Raw genomic sequence first — 15,715 nt, forward strand, 5'->3', positions numbered from 1 at the left:
GGATTTTCTTCTATTATAGTTTATTGCGAAAGACCTCATACATGAGGATTGCTGCCGCGACACTAGCATTCAGACTTTGGACATGCCCCTGCATCGGAATCGCGATCATTTCATCCACTTGCTTTTTAATATTGGACGAAATGCCCTTGCCTTCGTTTCCAATGATGAGGGCCAACTTCCCACTGGTATTCCATTTGTGAGAAGGCGTTCCATTCATATCGGTCCCAAAGATCCAAAAACCTGCTTCTTTGAGCTTATCCAAGGTTTGGCTAAGGTTGGTCACCCGAGCAATAGGGACATGCTCTACTGCTCCAGTTGAGGTCTTGGCAACAACAGGTGTCACCCCAACAGCACGGTGCTTGGGAATGATGACTCCAGCCACCTGGGTAGCGTCGGCTGTTCGGAGAATGGATCCTAAGTTATGGGGATCGGTCAAGCCATCCAAAATCAAGAGCAAGGGATTGTCTTGATCAGCTACCTGGGCCAAGATATCATTCAAGTCCGTATAGGCAAATTCTGAAACTCGCAAGACAAAACCTTGGTGGACAGCCCCTTCTGTCATTTCTTGTAAGGTCTTCTTAGGAGTCCAAGAAATGGACACCTTCTTATCTGCAGCCAGATCCTTGATTTTTTCTACATTCTTTCCTCGCAAATCGTCCTGGATATACAATTTATTTCCTGTATTTGCGATCAGTGCTTCTGTGACGGCATGAACGCCGTAAACAATATCGTTTTTTTCCATGAAACTAGTATAACACAATTGCCATATCTGGTGAAACATTTGGAGTAGCCCACTTTGCTTGTGGTATAATAAAACTAGTTTAGAAAAAGGAAAGAATCAGCATTATGCCACTTATTCACCGAACCATCAAGATGGTCCTCGCCACCTGTTTGGCCATCTTGCTTGCAGAGTTTTTAGGTCTGGCCTACGCCACCTCTGCGGGGATTATTGCCATCCTCAGCATTACCGATACCCGTCGCAGTACAGCTAGATTGGCCTACAACCGCTTTATGTCCATGCTTCTAGCCCTGTTCCTTGGAAGCTTAGCCTTTCAGATTCTCGGCTACAATCTCTGGGCTCTTGGTTTTTATCTGGCTACCTATGTCCCACTTGCTTTTCTACAAGGCTGGGAAATTGGCATCACACCAAGTTCTGTCCTGGTTACCCATCTCCTGCTAGAAAAATCCACTTCTCTAGCCCTATTAGGAAATGAAGTGGCTATTTTCCTAATTGGAACCAGCTTTGCTCTCCTTGCCAATCTCTATATGCCTTCTCGACAAGAAGAAATTGATCGCTATCACGAGATTGTTGAGGAACAACTCAAGAAGATTCTCTATCGGTTTGCAGAATTTTTAGGAAAAGGAGATGGAAGCAACGATGCCAGCTTGATTCGTGAGCTAGATTCTATCTTAAAAGAGGCTCTCGATTTGGTATATCTAGACCATTCCAACCACCTCTTCCATCAGACCAACTACCATATCCACTATTTTGAAATGCGCAAGCGCCAAAATAATATCCTGCGAGACATGGCCAACAACGTAAACAACTGCCAATTAGCCGCGAGCGAGAGTCTTATTTTGGCTCAACTCTTTGCTAAAACAGCCAGCCAACTCAGTCAGGAAAATCCAGCTCAATTCCTGCTTGATGAAATCAATCGCTATCTAGCAGTCTTTCGTGAACGACCTCTTCCTCGATCTCGTCAAGAATTTGAAACCCGAGCGACCCTTTTGCAACTCCTGCGAGATCTTGAAACCTTCATCTCCATCAAGGTCGAATTTTATCAAAATTATCAGAAGGAACTTCAAGCTTAGCTCTATCTTCAGACCTGTAAAAAGAGACTGGGAAGATTTTTCCAGCTCTTTTTTCTTTGCCATCAATTTATAACGAATTTTAAGAGAAAAACCTCCATATATATTGAAAGCGCTGTCATAAAGTGTTATGATAGGGGTGCATACATGTAAAGAACAAAGGAGGTCTCTTTATGCATTCTTCTTATAAGAAGCGTTTGTACACAAACGCACTCAGTCTCTCTACCGCTGTCCTCTTAGCCTTCCTCGCACAAGGCCAAGTTGCTGCGGACACTGTTGAACCAGCAAGTCCTGCTACACCTGTCGAAAGTGTTCTCAAACCAGAGGAAACCAGTACTAGTCCGGCAAGCAGCACAGAGGCAACAAATCCTGCCCCTGCAACAGAAGCGACTGCTAGTCCAGCTAGCACAGGAGAAAGCTCTCCTACCGCTTCAGACACAGCGAGTCCTACAGCCAAAGTAGAAGCCCCTGTAACAGAGCGGGCTGCAAACGCAGAGCCTACTATCAGTCTTACTGATAGCCCTGTTTACATGTCTGAAAAAGGAACGCTGACGGATACTGTCAAGGATCAAGCTCAGGCTGCTGGAAAGATCAACTGGACCTTGGACGACAAACCACTGGAAGAATGGAAAACTTGGGATATGGAGACAGGAACTCTGTCCAAAGATCCCTTCATCACAGTTGAAGAGAACAAAAACGGAAATGATTTGGATCTAACCTTTACTGTCAAGGAACTCTTTGGTGAAGATTTAAGTCTTCGGAGCCCCAATAATATCCGTCGGACCTATCGAAACTATATCGGTGAACACACTTTGGTTGGAACCAGCGCAGATCTTGGACTAACTATTCGCAAGAATCTAACCTTCCGTCCATATAAAGATTTCCATACCCACGAGGAGATGCTAGCTTCCATTGAACAGACAAAGGCAGAAGCCAAAACAGACCGTCTGGTTCAGCTCGAAACTCTTGGCAAGAGCGCCCAAGGACGGGATATGAAGATGGGAATTGTGAGTAAGGACCAAGCAAGTATTGACCACTATCTCTCATCTACCAATCCAAAAACTTTGACCAAACCAAGTGAAATGCTGGCAGCTCTGAAGGACAAAACCTTAGATTACAAACTGCCTGTCCTAGTTCATAATACGCATGCGGATGAACAACCTGGTATTGATATCATCACCGGTCTCTTCCGTACCTTCGCCACAGAAGATCAAGTCACTTTTAAAACGACAGACGAAGCTGGTAATGTCAAGAATGTAACTCTGGACATCCCAACTCTCTTAAACAAATTTATCTTCTTGTTTGACTTTACCGAAAACCCAGATGGGGATGCTCTCAACCTGCGTGCTTTGGCCAATGGACTGGATCCCAACCGGGATGCTAGCTACCAAACCAACCCAGAAGTGCGTACCGTCATCCAAATGATCAACAAGTGGAATCCAATCGCTCTCTATGATATCCATGGATTTGTCAAAGAATTCTTGATCGAGCCTGCAACACCTCCACATGATCCGAACTTTGAGTACGACCTCATGTCCAAGCTCATGTTGGAAAATGCCCGCCATATGGGACGGGCTGGAGTTGCCAATTCCAAATACGATAGCTACATCATTCCAAAACTAGACTGGGGAGATGGCTGGGATGATTCCTTCTCTGGATATACAGGTGTCTACGCTGTCTACCACGGTATTTTAGGCCATACGATTGAAATTCCAGAATCCAACCAAGAGTCCTATAAGGCTGGACGCAACGCTGTTCTCGGAGGCATTGACTTCCTCAACCAAGATCCAGACAAACTCCTTGAGATGCGACTCAATTTCTACCTACGTGGTCTCAATAAAATCGAAGATCCAAAAGCAGAAAACGAACTGGTCGGGCCAAATGGGGAAATCGTTGGACGGGTGAAAAATGGTCGTCCGAAATTCTTCCCAGACTACTATGTCATCCCAATGAGCCTCGACAAGGACAATGACGCCCAAGAAGCCTTCAATATGATCGACTACTTCAAACGAAACGGTGTCCTCGTTAAAGAACTCAAAGAAGATACAGGCAGCTACAAAAAAGGGGACTTAGTCATTGATATGGCCCAAGCCAAACGGGGCTACGCCAACCATATCCTCTATAAAGGTTCGAATGAATCCGCCTGGGCAGCCATGTATGCAGAACTTCTCGTTAACTTCCCTGATATGAAAGGCTTCAAGGCAGAACCTGTATTCAAGGACGGTCTCTTTGCTGGAAAACTTGGAGAAGTCACAACCACTCGCGCGACTAGAACCTCTGAGATCGATCCAAAAGCGCCTTACTACGTCATCGCCAATACATCAGCTAGCGCTGTTCAAGCGGTAAACAAAGCGATTTCCCAAGGCAAATCAGTTTACCTAACAGATGATGGTTACATCGTTGACCGCGATACCTTCGCATCGCTCCTTCCAAATTATGCTATTTACGGGGAAGCCCTCTACAAGGTTCCAAACGGTCCAACCTTAAAACCACTGAAAATCTACTCACCTAATTATCACTACAATTGGACTGGAGTAGATGCGCCTGCTCATACTAGTTTGGTTCTTGAAAAATTAGGTTTCCAAATCGTCGATACTCCTGATGAAGCAGATGTTATTGTTCTTGAAAACAATCGCTTCGATGCCTCCATCTTCGGCAAGAAACCAACTCTCGTCATCGGCGGGGAAGCCATGCAGAAACTAGAAAAATTGGGAGTTCTTGCAGGCTTTGATGCTGAAAAACTAAAAGGTGGCAGTGACTACGAAGGCTTGATGAAGGCCATCATCGATGACCAAGATCCACTGACCAGCGGTTACAAGAAGAACGCCCTCTTCTACTCCAACTCAGGAAACTGGATTGAAAAAGTTCCAAGCAACTTCAAAACCTTGATGAGCATCGCTTCAAGCGACTACTACATTGCTGGCTGGTGGCCAAAAAATGAAGTCCTAGCCAATAAGGTCATGGCCATTTCTGGAGAACTTCTCGGCCAACCACTCTTTGTCTATGCTGGAAATCCAACCAATCGCCAACACCCTGTCCACTTCTTCCGCTGGGTAACCAATGCGATCTTTGGTAGTAAGTTGGCTACCTTGACAGACTACGTTCCAGCTAAAGACCCAGATCAAGTGGTAGTTCCAATTCATAATCAAACAACCACTCAACAGCCAATCTTGGCCAAGAAGGACACTCCTACAGTTCTCCTTCCACAAAAAGAAACTGTAGCTGAAACTGGAGAAAGCGTGCAAGCCTTGACCTACCAGGTTGGACAAAGCTTCCAAGAAAATCCAGCCAAGGCACAATTGCCACAAACTGGAGATCACTCAAGTGGACACTTTATCCTTTCAAGCTTCTTGCTAGCCGTTAGCGGTGGATTCCTCCTCTTGAAAAAGAAAGAAGTTGAATAAGTTCCAGGTTTAGACTTGGACGACATGAAAAGAACCTTCGCAGACGCGAAGGTTCTTTTCTATTCTACTAATTCCAACACGATGGTTTGGTAAGGGGCCAATTCTAACACTTGGTCTCCTTCTTGGAATAGTCCCGTGACATTAGTTAAAATGACAGTTTCAATCGGAGCTGGCAAGTCCAAACTAGCTTGATGATTTTGAAAATTGCTGACAATTAAGAGACGCTTCTCCCCACGACGTTCGAAGGCGATGATGTTTTCACGATCCCGATAAGCTGGGATCATATCTCCAAACCGGATGGTATTTCCATAGAGAGGATGGCGATACAAGGCCGTCAGCTGACGATAATAATTCAAGATGGAGTCTGGGTCCTTTTCCTGGTCTTCCACATTGATGGAATAATCCGGTTTGGGACTGATCAACCAAGCTGGTCCATCGCTAAAGCCCAGACCTGGCTCTGCTGTCCACTGCATCGGCGTCCGCGCATTGTCTCGGCTGTAGTTGGCAATCGCCGCCAAGGCTTCTTCCTCGCTCAGACCGGCCTCTTTAGCCACATGGTAGCCATTGATCGTCGCGATATCATCAAAATCCTCCACTGATTCAAAGACTTGGTTTTCCATCCCAATTTCTTGACCTTGATAGATAAAAGGAATTCCCTTGCGCAACACTTGAATGGTTCCTAGGGCTTTTTTACTGGTATCGTTTACAGGACCTTCTGCGATATAGTGGGACACACCACGAGGCTCATCATGATTTTCAATGATGGTTGAGAGGACCCCAATGCTATCCGCGCGCTCATGCGCTTGAAAAATACTTTCCTTAAGTTCATCTGCTGTTGGAAGAGTATGGTCAAACCAGCCCTTTCCTTCCTGACCTAGCATGGTTTGCTTGAAGTCAAAAATCGAAGAAAAGACACCATCTTTTCCGATAAAGAAATGCAATTCTTCGTCGGTTTCATTGAAAACTTCCCCTACAGTGAAGGCATTGTACTTAGCAAAGGTTCGCTCCTTTAACTCTTGCAAGAAGGGTTCAATCGGTTGGGCATTCACCAATGATTCCGGTACTGGGACCAAGCCATTGGCACGATCTGATGGAAGCGAACGCCATTCCAGATCCTTTTTGATATTGATAATGGCATCGATCCGAAAGCCCGCAATCCCCTTGTCCAACCACCAATTGATCATGGTGTAAATTTCTTCGCGCAGGACAGGATTTTGCCAATTGAGGTCTGGCTGATCCTTATGGAAAGAATGGAGATAGTATTTGTTAGTGCCAGGTACCGGTTCCCAGACACTGCCTCCAAAATAACTTTCCCAGTTGTTGGGTTCCTTGTCACTTTCGATAAAATAAAAGTAATCCGCATAAGGGCCATCAGGATCCGCTAAAGCTTTTTGGAACCACTCGTGATGGCTGGAGCAGTGGTTGACCACCAAGTCCATAATAATGGAAATGCCACGCTTCTTGCCTTCCGCAATCAACTCTTCCATGTCTTCCATAGTCCCAAAGATGGGATCAATGGCATAGTAGTCTGAAATATCATAGCCCTGATCAATAAAAGGACTCTTGTAAATAGGGGATAGCCAGAGAATATCGATTCCAAGTTTTTCAAGATAATCTAGCTTTTGAGTAATTCCTTTCAGGTCCCCAATCCCGTCGCCATTGCTGTCCTTAAAGCTTTTCGGGTAGATCTGGTAAGCGACTTTTCCCTTCCACCAATCTTTTTCCATTTCTTGTCTCCTTTAATAAATAGAAGGCCAAGACATGCGTCTCAGCCTCTATATTATTCAAATTTTAGTATACTGTTTTTTCAGTTTCTTTATCGAAGAAGTGAGCTTTGTTCAAGTCAAATCCAAGTTCGATAGTTGCACCTGTTTCATGGTAGTCACGCGCATCCACTTTAGCGATGAATTCGTTGTCACCAACTTGGCAGTACAAGTGAGATTCAGAACCAAGCAACTCAGATACAGAGATGGTTGCTTTTACTACTGATTCTGGGAATGTTTCAAGGAAAGCAGCCTCTGTATTCACATCTTCTGGACGGATACCAAAGATCAATTCTTTGCCTTCATAGCCTTTTTCACGAAGAACTTTCAAAGCACCTTCTGGAACTTTCAAATTCAAACCGTTAGCAACGATGTAGCCATTTTCCAATTTCACGTTAATGAAGTTCATCGCTGGGCTTCCGATGAATCCAGCTACGAATTTGTTCACTGGGTTTTTGTACACTTCTTGCGGAGAACCAATTTGTTCAACACGTCCAATTGTACCAGTACCAGCAGGGTTCTTAGTTGCTGACATGATAACGATACGGTCTGCCAATGTCATCGCTTCTGTTTGGTCGTGAGTTACGTAGATAGTTGTAGCTCCGATACGACGGTGGATTTTAGCGATTTCAGCACGCATTGATACACGCAATTTGGCATCCAAGTTTGACAAAGGTTCGTCCATCAAGAATACTTTTGCATCACGGACAATGGCACGACCCATAGCCACACGTTGACGTTGACCACCAGAAAGGTCAGCTGGTTTACGATCCAAAAATTCTTTCAAGCCAAGGATTTCTGCTGCTTCTTGTACACGTTTGTCGATATCTTCCTTGCTGTATTTACGCAATTTCAAACCAAAGGCCATGTTGTCATAAACAGTCATGTGTGGGTAAAGAGCGTAGTTTTGGAATACCATGGCGATATCACGGTCTTTCGGTGCCACGTTGTTTACAACAGTACCATCGATCGAACATTCACCTTCTGTGATGTCTTCAAGACCAGCGATCATACGAAGAGTTGTTGATTTACCACATCCTGAAGGACCTACGAAAACGATAAACTCTTTGTCTTTGATGTCCAAGTTGAAGTCTTCAACTGAATAGTGTTCGCTGTTTGGATATTTTTTGTAAATATTTTTAAGATTTAATTCTACCATGATGGTACTCCTTTGATTTTTATAATTCTATTGTAAATGAAAACGTTTTACAAAGCTATGGCAAGTCTCACAAAAAAGAAAAAGAGTTTTGTGCAAGTTGCACAAAACCCACTATTTATTCCGTTACATCACATCCTGTAGAACCAAATGGTAACAAAGAGCTAGATCTGTCAGGTTTTTCAGTTGAAGACTCGTTAGCTCTTCCCATTTGTCCATCTTATATTGAAGGGAATTCCGATGGAGATAGAGTTGCTGAGCCGCCTTGGTCACAACTGCTCCGTTATCCCACAGTGCAACAATGATATCCTGCAACTGGTCTTGACTCCCAATCAACTGATGCAAGCGTTCTTTGATAGGATGGAGATCCAAATCTGCCTGCTCAATTCCCCACAGATAGAGTTGAGAAAAGCGGTAGACACCTTGGTGCCCTTCTCGGATCCAGGCTCTAAAGGCTGCCCATTCTGCTCGGATGACAGAAGATACTTTTCCATCTTTTGACACTGTCCATACCTGCCCGACCATAATGGATAAGCGAATATTAAAGTCATACTCCATGGCAGAGACGGTATCTTTTAAGATATCAGCCACAGTTAGCGACTGCTCTTGATCCAGAATGAGCACATAATCTTGTCCACTCAGTTGCAAGGTTGCTCGAAAATTGGGCAAGAGCGTCTGCATCATCTCTAGCCAGGAAGAAATACCTTCTGCTGTCGAATGTGAGAGGTGACAATAGACGAGTTGCATCTTTTTGATGACTTGAGGGGCTTCCCCTTTCCCATCAATCAGGTATTGGTACCAAGGATTGGGAGTAAGATCTTCCTCACTAGCCAACCAGGCAATCAAATGTTTTTCTCTCTCGGTTAGCTCTTCTTCCTTCAATTGCAACCATTGCTGGGCCTGTAGGGGAATGGCCACAAAACCCTCTGGTGGATTGGGGTGATCCGTCACCTCTGCCTGAGGGAACCACTCTCTGATATCTTTCACTACTTTGTTCCTTCTTCCACTTTTTGAATACACCAAGCCACCAATTCCTCTAAGCGGTTGATTTCATCTGTCAAGTGCAAGTAACCCATGACCGCTTCAAAACCTGTCGACATACGATAGGTTACGACGTCGGCATTTTTTGCCTTGGTGTGACTATTGGTATTACGGCCTCGCTTATAGATTTCAACTTCTTTCTCTGTCAAAACATCTTCCTCAAGCATGGTCGCAATCAGATTAGCTTGCGCCTTGGCAGAGACATACCTAGTCGCAGTCTGGTGGAGTTTGTTAGGCTTGGTCATCCCTTGCAAAATCAAATGCTTACGGATATACATGGAATAAACCGCATCTCCCTCAAAGGCTAGGGCAATTCCATTAATCAGATTGACATCAATCACGTGTCCACCTTACACCTTCTTTTGTATCCAAAAGCTTGATTCCTTGCGCAGCCAATTCATCACGAATTTCATCTGCTCGCGCAAAATCTTTCTTAGCCCGTGCTTCTTGGCGTTCAGCAATCAAGGCTTCAATATCTGCATCCAAGACTTCTTCGACAAAGACCACTCCAAAGACTTCTAACATCTTTGCCAAGGCCTCCTTGACATCTTGGTTGTAATGTCCTGAGTTGATCCATTTGGCCAATTCAAAGACGACGGTGATTCCGTTTGCCGCATTGATATCTTCATCCATAGCCACTACAAACTTGTCCACAAAGCTTTGCAAGTCTGCTGGATCCACTTCTCCTGTGAACGGTTGCTCGTAGGTATTTTTCAAATACTTGAGGTTGGTCTCCGCATCGCGCACAGCTTTTTCTGTGAAGTTGATAGGTTTGCGGTAGTGCTGGGTCGCAAAGAAGAAGCGAAGCACTTGGCCATCGATGGTCTTGAGAGCATCATGCACAGTGATAAAGTTGCCCAAGGACTTGGACATCTTGACATTATCAATATTGACAAAGCCATTGTGCATCCAGTAATTGGCAAAGGTCTTGCCTGTTTTAGCCTCTGACTGAGCGATTTCATTGGTATGGTGCGGGAATTCGAGATCGGCTCCACCCCCATGAATATCAATGGTATCCCCTAAAATCCCCGTTGACATGACCGAACATTCGATGTGCCATCCCGGACGACCAGGCCCCCAAGGGCTTTCCCAAGAAACTTCACCTGGCTTGGCAGCTTTCCAAAGAGCAAAGTCGACTGGATTTTCCTTACGAGCCGTCTCTTCATCTGTCCGACCTGAAGCACCTAACTCCAAGTCTTCCAAAGTTTTATTCGCCAATTTGGCATAGTTATGGGATTTTTCCACACGGAAATAAACATCCCCTTGACTCTCGTAGGCATAGCCTTTTTCGATCAAGTCGGTGACAAAACGAATAATATCATCCATAAACTCAATCACACGAGGGTGACGGGTAGCAGGCTTGACCCCCAGAGCCGTCACATCCTCACGAAAAGCCGCAATGTACTTGTCTGCCACTTCCTGAGGCGTGATGCCTTCTTCTTTGGCGCGGTTGATAATCTTATCATCCACATCGGTAAAGTTGGAAATGTAGGCAACTTCGTAGCCACGATACTCAAAGTAGCGACGAATGGTGTCAAAGGCTACCGTTGAACGGGCATTCCCCACGTGGATATAGTTGTAAACCGTTGGCCCACAAACATACATGCGGACCTTTCCTTCCTCGATGGGGACAAATTCTCGCAAGCTGCGGGTCATGGTGTCGTAAATTTTAATCATGCGGTCCACTCCCTTCTCTATTTCTGACTTTTTCGGCTGAAAACCAGCTCTGCAAAAGGACCAAATTGTCTGAGGCTATCCAGTTGGTAAAAGCGCTGCCCTTCCTCTTGGGTAAAGAGGGGAACCCCCTTTCCTAGGATAAGGGGCGCTATCTGAATAATGAGGTGGTCGAAAAGATCCGCATCCAAGAGCGGTCCTACCAAGGAATTACCACCAATCACAAAGACATTTTTGCCTTTGTCAATCTGGTGAACAAAGTCCACCACATCCCCAGCTACTGGCTGGTAATTGCTGACAGGCAGATGCCTATCATGCGTAAAGACATAGTTTTCCGTAGCTTGATAAAAACTTTCTACATCTTGCAAATCTTGGATTTCCTCAAAGGTCCGCTTGCCCATGATGGTGATATCCATTTGCCTGTAAAAGTCATCATAGCCTGTATCCTCTACAGAACCAAGCTGATGCAGCCAGTCTATCCTGTGCTGGCTGTCTGCCAAGTAGCCATCCATGGTGATACAGCCGTAAAAATATACTGCCATTCTTGTAGTTTCCTTTCCAGTTCTACACTTTTGGTTTCAGATAAACCACCTGGGTCTGTTTGACAAAGCCAATCTTTTCATACAAACGCTTGGCACCTAGGTTGCTGTCTTCCACGGCAATCTGAAATGCCTTGTCATTTTGCTCAATCAGTTGGTTGATAAGGGATTTTGCTAGATAAGTTCCATAGCCTTTTCCACGTTCAAGTTCAGCTATTGCCAAGCCAAAGAGGTAATTCGTATTACTCGACAAATCAACCGTGCAAGTTCCAATAACCTGACCGTTTTTTAATAAAATATATAGGAGACTTTCTGGATCCTTCAGAGCTTTAGCGACATATCTATCCACAACTTCTCTAGATTCATGGTCCTCTGAGAATGCCTGAAATTTTAACTGACTAATTTGATCCTGATACGAACGATCTGCTAACAAAACTTCCAGATTGGAAACATTTGCTAACGGATAAGGTCTTCTATCCTTACCTAACCAAGTTTCTGTCTCTTCATCCTCAACCAGTCCCCAGTTGCTGGCGAAATCAGGATGGCGCTCTAGAAAAATACGCTCAGTCTGAAAGGTAACAGACTCAATTGGATAAGAGGCCGTTTCTTTCTCAAAACTTCTATATAAAGCACGCGCAATGCCTTGACAACGATGGTTGGGGTGGACCAGTATCGCCACTTCCACATCTGGGTCATCTGCATAGACTGTTAATAGGCCAACAAGTTCGCCTTTTTCATAATAAAGGAAAAAGGCGGGCATGTTTGTGTCAAAATTAAGCATGTTAGAGAGATAGGGATCACGATAAGTTTCATCATAGGCTTGGCAACAGTTAATTAGTTTTTTTGCCTCAGATAACTCCTCTTGGCTTAACTTGTTTCTTGCTTGAATCATGTAGCTATCTCCTTACAAGCTAGAAGACCGATGACTAGCGTCCTTGGCGTGCTCCATCTTATTCACGTAGTATTCGCGCTTTTCTTCTTCTTGGTGAATGACCGGTTCGTCTTTTCGGCCGTGCACCCGCACAATTTTGGCCGGAATCCCAACAACAGTGACATCACTCGGCACATCGGAAACGACGACCGCACCTGCTCCAACCTTGGCCTTGGCTCCAATCTCAATAGGTCCAATGACCTGAGCATGGGCGGATACCAATGCTCCTTCTTTAACGGTTGGATGGCGTTTCCCAGTATCTTTCCCTGTTCCTCCAAGGGTCACTCCATGGTAGAGCATGACGCCCTTTTCGACAACGGCTGTCTCGCCAATAACGAGACCTGCCCCGTGGTCGATAAAAACTCCCGAAGCAATGGTCGCTCCTGGATGGATTTCAATCTGGGTCCAAAAACGCCAAAACTGACTGTGCATCCGAGCCAGAAGCTTAAAGCCATGATTCCACAAAAAGTGAGAAACACGGTGAGCAGCCAGCGCTTTAACCCCAGGATAAGTCAAGAGGACTTCCAGCGAGGTACGTGCTGCTGGGTCATTTTCTTTTACAATATCAATGGTTTCACGCCACCATCCCATACCGTGCTCCTTTCTTTTGATTGCTTATTCTTTTGTTTCTTCACCTGCATCTTTGGCAAAGTCTTTTCTAGGTTTGTGGTGACGAGGACGATCGCCATGGCGATGACCCTTTTCACCTCTTTCTTCTGAATGTTCTGGTTTTGGAGGACGTGGTAAGAGAGCCTTCATAGAAGCATCGACACGGCCTTTTTCATCGATCTTGATAATCTTCACATCGACTTCATCTCCAATCGCTACCAAGTCTTCGACACGGTTGGTGCGAGTCCAAGCCATTTCAGAGATGTGAACGAGGGCATCGGTCTTGTCAAAGAGGTTAACAAAGGCACCGAATTTCTCGATACGAACAACTTTGGCATGGTAAACTTCGTCCACTTTGGCTTCACGAACCAAACCAGCAATGATTTCTTTAGCACGGTTAATCGCTGCTTGATCACTTGAGTAGATAGATACATTACCTTCTTCGTCGATATCAATCTTAACGCCTGTTTCAGCGATGATCTTGTCGATGGTTTCTCCACCTTTACCGATGACAATCTTGATCTTGTCCACATCAATCTTGATGGTATCAATTTTCGGAGCCGTTGGAGCCAATTCTGGACGAACTTCTGGAATGGTTGCTTCGATCACATCAAGGATTTCAAAACGAGCTTTCTTGGCTTGAGCAAGAGCCTCCGTCAAGATTTCTGCAGTAATCCCTTGGATCTTGATATCCATTTGAAGGGCTGTAATCCCGTCACGCGTACCTGCAACCTTGAAGTCCATGTCTCCAAAGTGGTCTTCCAAACCTTGGATATCTGTCAGTACTGTATAGTTATTACCATCAGAAATGAGACCCATTGCAATCCCTGCTACTGGCGCCTTGATTGGCACACCACCAGCCATAAGGGCAAGAGTTCCCGCACAGATAGAGGCTTGAGAAGAAGAACCGTTTGATTCCAAGACTTCTGCTACCAGACGGATCGCGTATGGGAATTCTTCCAAGCTTGGCAAGACTTGCTCAAGAGCACGCTCACCGAGAGCACCGTGACCAATCTCACGACGACCAGGCGCACCGTAACGACCCGTTTCCCCTACAGAGTATTGTGGGAAGTTATAGTGGTGCATAAAGCGTTTCTTGTACTCTGGATCCAAACCATCGATAATTTGCGTTTCACCCATTGGTGCCAACGTCAAGGTAGAAAGAGCCTGCGTTTGTCCACGAGTGAAGAGACCTGAACCGTGCACACGGGGAACGAAGTCAACAACCGCTTCCAAAGGACGGATTTCATCGACCTTACGACCGTCAGGACGAACCTTGTCTTCTGTGATCAAACGGCGCACTTCTGCGTGTTCCATTTGTTCCAAGATTTCAGCCACATCCCGCATGATACGGTCAAATTCTTCGTGGTCTGCATATTTTTCTTCGTAAACAGCTGTGACTTGGTCTTTGACTGCTTGGGTTGCAGCTTCACGCGCCAATTTTTCTTCTACTTGGACTGCTTTTTGAAGGTCACTGTTGTAGGCTGCGATGATTTCAGCTTGCAATTCCTCATCTACATGAAGCAATTCAACTTCTGCTTTTTCTTTGCCGACTGCCGCAACGATTTCTTCTTGGAAGGCAATCAATTCTTTAACGGCTTCATGCCCTTTCAAAAGAGCTTCCAACATGATTTCTTCTGACAATTCTTTGGCACCAGACTCTACCATGTTGATAGCGTGCTTGGTACCAGCTACTGTCAATTCAAGAAGCGAGCGCTCTGCTTGTTCTTGAGTTGGGTTGATGATGATCTCACCATCGACATAACCTACTTGGACTCCAGCGATAGGGCCGTCAAATGGAATATCTGAGATAGACAAGGCCAAGGATGAACCAAACATCGCTGCCATTGGTGCAGATGCATTTTCATCGTAGGAAAGGACCGTATTGATGACTTGTACTTCGTTACGGAAACCTTCCGCAAACATCGGACGGATCGGACGGTCAATCAAACGCGCTGTCAAAGTCGCATCTGTTGAAGGACGTCCTTCCCGCTTCATAAAGCCACCAGGGAACTTCCCAGCTGCATACATTTTTTCTTCGTAATTGACTTGGAGTGGGAAGAAATCCCCAGTTGCCATCTTCTTAGACATGACAGCTGCCGTCAAGACAGTTGACTCACCGTAACGTACGACAACAGAACCATTTGCTTGCTTGGCAACCTGGCCAGTCTCTACGATCAACTCACGACCCGCAAAAGTCGTTTTAAACACTTGTTTTACCATTTTAATCCCCTTTGGATTGATAATATTATACGACTTGCCTACAAAAATCAGGATACAAAGGGCGTGAAGAATCCCGTATGAAAATAGGAGATTGACGCAGTGTGCCACGCACACAAGGAAATCTCTCTTTTTCACTAGGGATTTAGCCCGTGTTCAACTACCAAGATATTTTGGACGGTTCGGCTTGCCAAACATTTCTGTAGAAAAATAGGAAGGTGACGCCGCACTCGATGAGTGCTAGGAAGCTTATCTTTTTTCCTAAGAAATGAGGCCAAAATTCAATTCATCAAGATACCAAGGACGTCAAAAGCAAAGTAAAAATAGGAAACTGACGAAGTCTTCGATGAAGACAAGACAGGTTATCTTTTTTACACAACTTTTCGGCCGTGTTCAACTACCAAGATACTAAGCCGTTAAACAACTCAAAGGAAAATAGGAAATCCAACGACGGAGCGACCGCTCCTAGGAGGATTTATCTTTTTCCACAGAGTTGTAGGCGAGTTCAATTACACCTGATAGCATAGGATTTCAAGCATCCATCTGTATCTTATATCCTCATCTTTGTA

12 protein-coding genes are annotated in these 15,715 nt (G+C 45.0%); 2 read left to right on the forward strand and 10 right to left on the reverse strand.

Features of this window, described 5'->3' with window-relative positions; all coding sequences use genetic code 11:
* Window positions 1-13: 13 nt before the first annotated feature.
* Window positions 14-742: a 23S rRNA (guanosine(2251)-2'-O)-methyltransferase RlmB gene (rlmB, locus tag DW738_RS06330; RefSeq protein ID WP_042361243.1), complete on the reverse strand. Its 729-nt coding sequence runs from the start codon at window positions 740-742 to the stop codon at window positions 14-16.
* A 104-nt stretch (window positions 743-846) separates the two neighbouring features.
* Here rlmB and DW738_RS06335 point away from each other — a divergent pair, with 104 nt between their 5' ends.
* Together DW738_RS06335 and DW738_RS06340 are read left to right on the forward strand one after the other, a co-directional pair.
* Window positions 847-1,812, forward strand: coding sequence for an aromatic acid exporter family protein (locus DW738_RS06335; RefSeq protein ID WP_023024374.1), 966 nt, complete (start codon window positions 847-849; stop codon window positions 1,810-1,812).
* A gap of 170 nt (window positions 1,813-1,982) precedes the next feature.
* Window positions 1,983-5,213: an LPXTG-anchored zinc carboxypeptidase gene (locus DW738_RS06340; RefSeq protein ID WP_123160610.1), complete on the forward strand. Its 3,231-nt coding sequence runs from the start codon at window positions 1,983-1,985 to the stop codon at window positions 5,211-5,213.
* 59 nt (window positions 5,214-5,272) lie between these two features.
* On the opposite strand, the gene DW738_RS06345 is transcribed toward DW738_RS06340, so the two are convergent.
* The 9 genes from DW738_RS06345 to pnp form a co-directional block, all read right to left on the reverse strand.
* On the reverse strand, window positions 5,273-6,940 hold the full coding sequence (locus DW738_RS06345; protein WP_123160611.1) for an alpha-glucosidase: 1,668 nt from the start codon (window positions 6,938-6,940) through the stop codon (window positions 5,273-5,275).
* Window positions 6,941-7,004: 64 nt separating this feature from the next.
* Window positions 7,005-8,135 (reverse strand): sn-glycerol-3-phosphate ABC transporter ATP-binding protein UgpC, encoded by a 1,131-nt coding sequence (ugpC, locus tag DW738_RS06350; RefSeq protein WP_023024380.1) that lies wholly within the window; start codon window positions 8,133-8,135, stop codon window positions 7,005-7,007.
* 123 nt (window positions 8,136-8,258) lie between these two features.
* Window positions 8,259-9,119, reverse strand: coding sequence for a helix-turn-helix domain-containing protein (locus tag DW738_RS06355; RefSeq protein WP_123160612.1), 861 nt, complete (start codon window positions 9,117-9,119; stop codon window positions 8,259-8,261).
* Window positions 9,119-9,514, reverse strand: a complete 396-nt coding sequence (locus DW738_RS06360) for a Mini-ribonuclease 3 (protein ID WP_023024384.1) — start codon at window positions 9,512-9,514, stop codon at window positions 9,119-9,121. Before DW738_RS06360 ends, DW738_RS06355 begins: the two co-directional genes overlap by 1 nt.
* Window positions 9,507-10,850 carry a cysteine--tRNA ligase gene (gene cysS, locus DW738_RS06365; RefSeq protein WP_123160613.1) on the reverse strand — a complete coding sequence of 448 codons (1,344 nt, stop codon included), beginning with the start codon at window positions 10,848-10,850 and terminating at the stop codon, window positions 9,507-9,509. The genes DW738_RS06360 and cysS overlap by 8 nt, the downstream gene beginning before the upstream one ends.
* 17 nt (window positions 10,851-10,867) lie before the next feature.
* Entirely contained in the window at window positions 10,868-11,389 is a 522-nt protein-coding gene (locus DW738_RS06370) for a dihydrofolate reductase family protein (RefSeq protein ID WP_000301974.1), read from the reverse strand.
* Window positions 11,390-11,411: 22 nt separating this feature from the next.
* Window positions 11,412-12,278 (reverse strand): GNAT family N-acetyltransferase, encoded by an 867-nt coding sequence (locus DW738_RS06375; RefSeq protein ID WP_023024387.1) that lies wholly within the window; start codon window positions 12,276-12,278, stop codon window positions 11,412-11,414.
* A 12-nt stretch (window positions 12,279-12,290) separates the two neighbouring features.
* Window positions 12,291-12,908: a serine O-acetyltransferase gene (cysE, locus tag DW738_RS06380; RefSeq protein WP_023024389.1), complete on the reverse strand. Its 618-nt coding sequence runs from the start codon at window positions 12,906-12,908 to the stop codon at window positions 12,291-12,293.
* Window positions 12,909-12,932: 24 nt separating this feature from the next.
* Window positions 12,933-15,149 carry a polyribonucleotide nucleotidyltransferase gene (gene pnp / locus DW738_RS06385; RefSeq protein WP_333488078.1) on the reverse strand — a complete coding sequence of 739 codons (2,217 nt, stop codon included), beginning with the start codon at window positions 15,147-15,149 and terminating at the stop codon, window positions 12,933-12,935.
* Window positions 15,150-15,715: the final 566 nt, after the last annotated feature.

Origin of the sequence: Streptococcus sp. AM28-20 (assembly GCF_003603595.1) — a bacterium.
Taxonomy (GTDB): domain Bacteria; phylum Bacillota; class Bacilli; order Lactobacillales; family Streptococcaceae; genus Streptococcus; species Streptococcus ilei.

What these genes read in the sequence shown, in the direction of transcription:
- rlmB (WP_042361243.1), bottom strand. Translation starts at nt 742, where the DNA reads ATGGAAAAAAACGATATTGTTTACGGCGTTCATGCCGTCACAGAAGCA.
- DW738_RS06335 (WP_023024374.1), top strand. Translation starts at nt 847, where the DNA reads ATGCCACTTATTCACCGAACCATCAAGATGGTCCTCGCCACCTGTTTG.
- DW738_RS06340 (WP_123160610.1), top strand. Translation starts at nt 1,983, where the DNA reads ATGCATTCTTCTTATAAGAAGCGTTTGTACACAAACGCACTCAGTCTC.
- DW738_RS06345 (WP_123160611.1), bottom strand. Translation starts at nt 6,940, where the DNA reads ATGGAAAAAGATTGGTGGAAGGGAAAAGTCGCTTACCAGATCTACCCG.
- ugpC (WP_023024380.1), bottom strand. Translation starts at nt 8,135, where the DNA reads ATGGTAGAATTAAATCTTAAAAATATTTACAAAAAATATCCAAACAGC.
- cysS (WP_123160613.1), bottom strand. Translation starts at nt 10,850, where the DNA reads ATGATTAAAATTTACGACACCATGACCCGCAGCTTGCGAGAATTTGTC.
- DW738_RS06370 (WP_000301974.1), bottom strand. Translation starts at nt 11,389, where the DNA reads ATGGCAGTATATTTTTACGGCTGTATCACCATGGATGGCTACTTGGCA.
- DW738_RS06375 (WP_023024387.1), bottom strand. Translation starts at nt 12,278, where the DNA reads ATGATTCAAGCAAGAAACAAGTTAAGCCAAGAGGAGTTATCTGAGGCA.
- cysE (WP_023024389.1), bottom strand. Translation starts at nt 12,908, where the DNA reads ATGGGATGGTGGCGTGAAACCATTGATATTGTAAAAGAAAATGACCCA.
- pnp (WP_333488078.1), bottom strand. Translation starts at nt 15,149, where the DNA reads ATGGTAAAACAAGTGTTTAAAACGACTTTTGCGGGTCGTGAGTTGATC.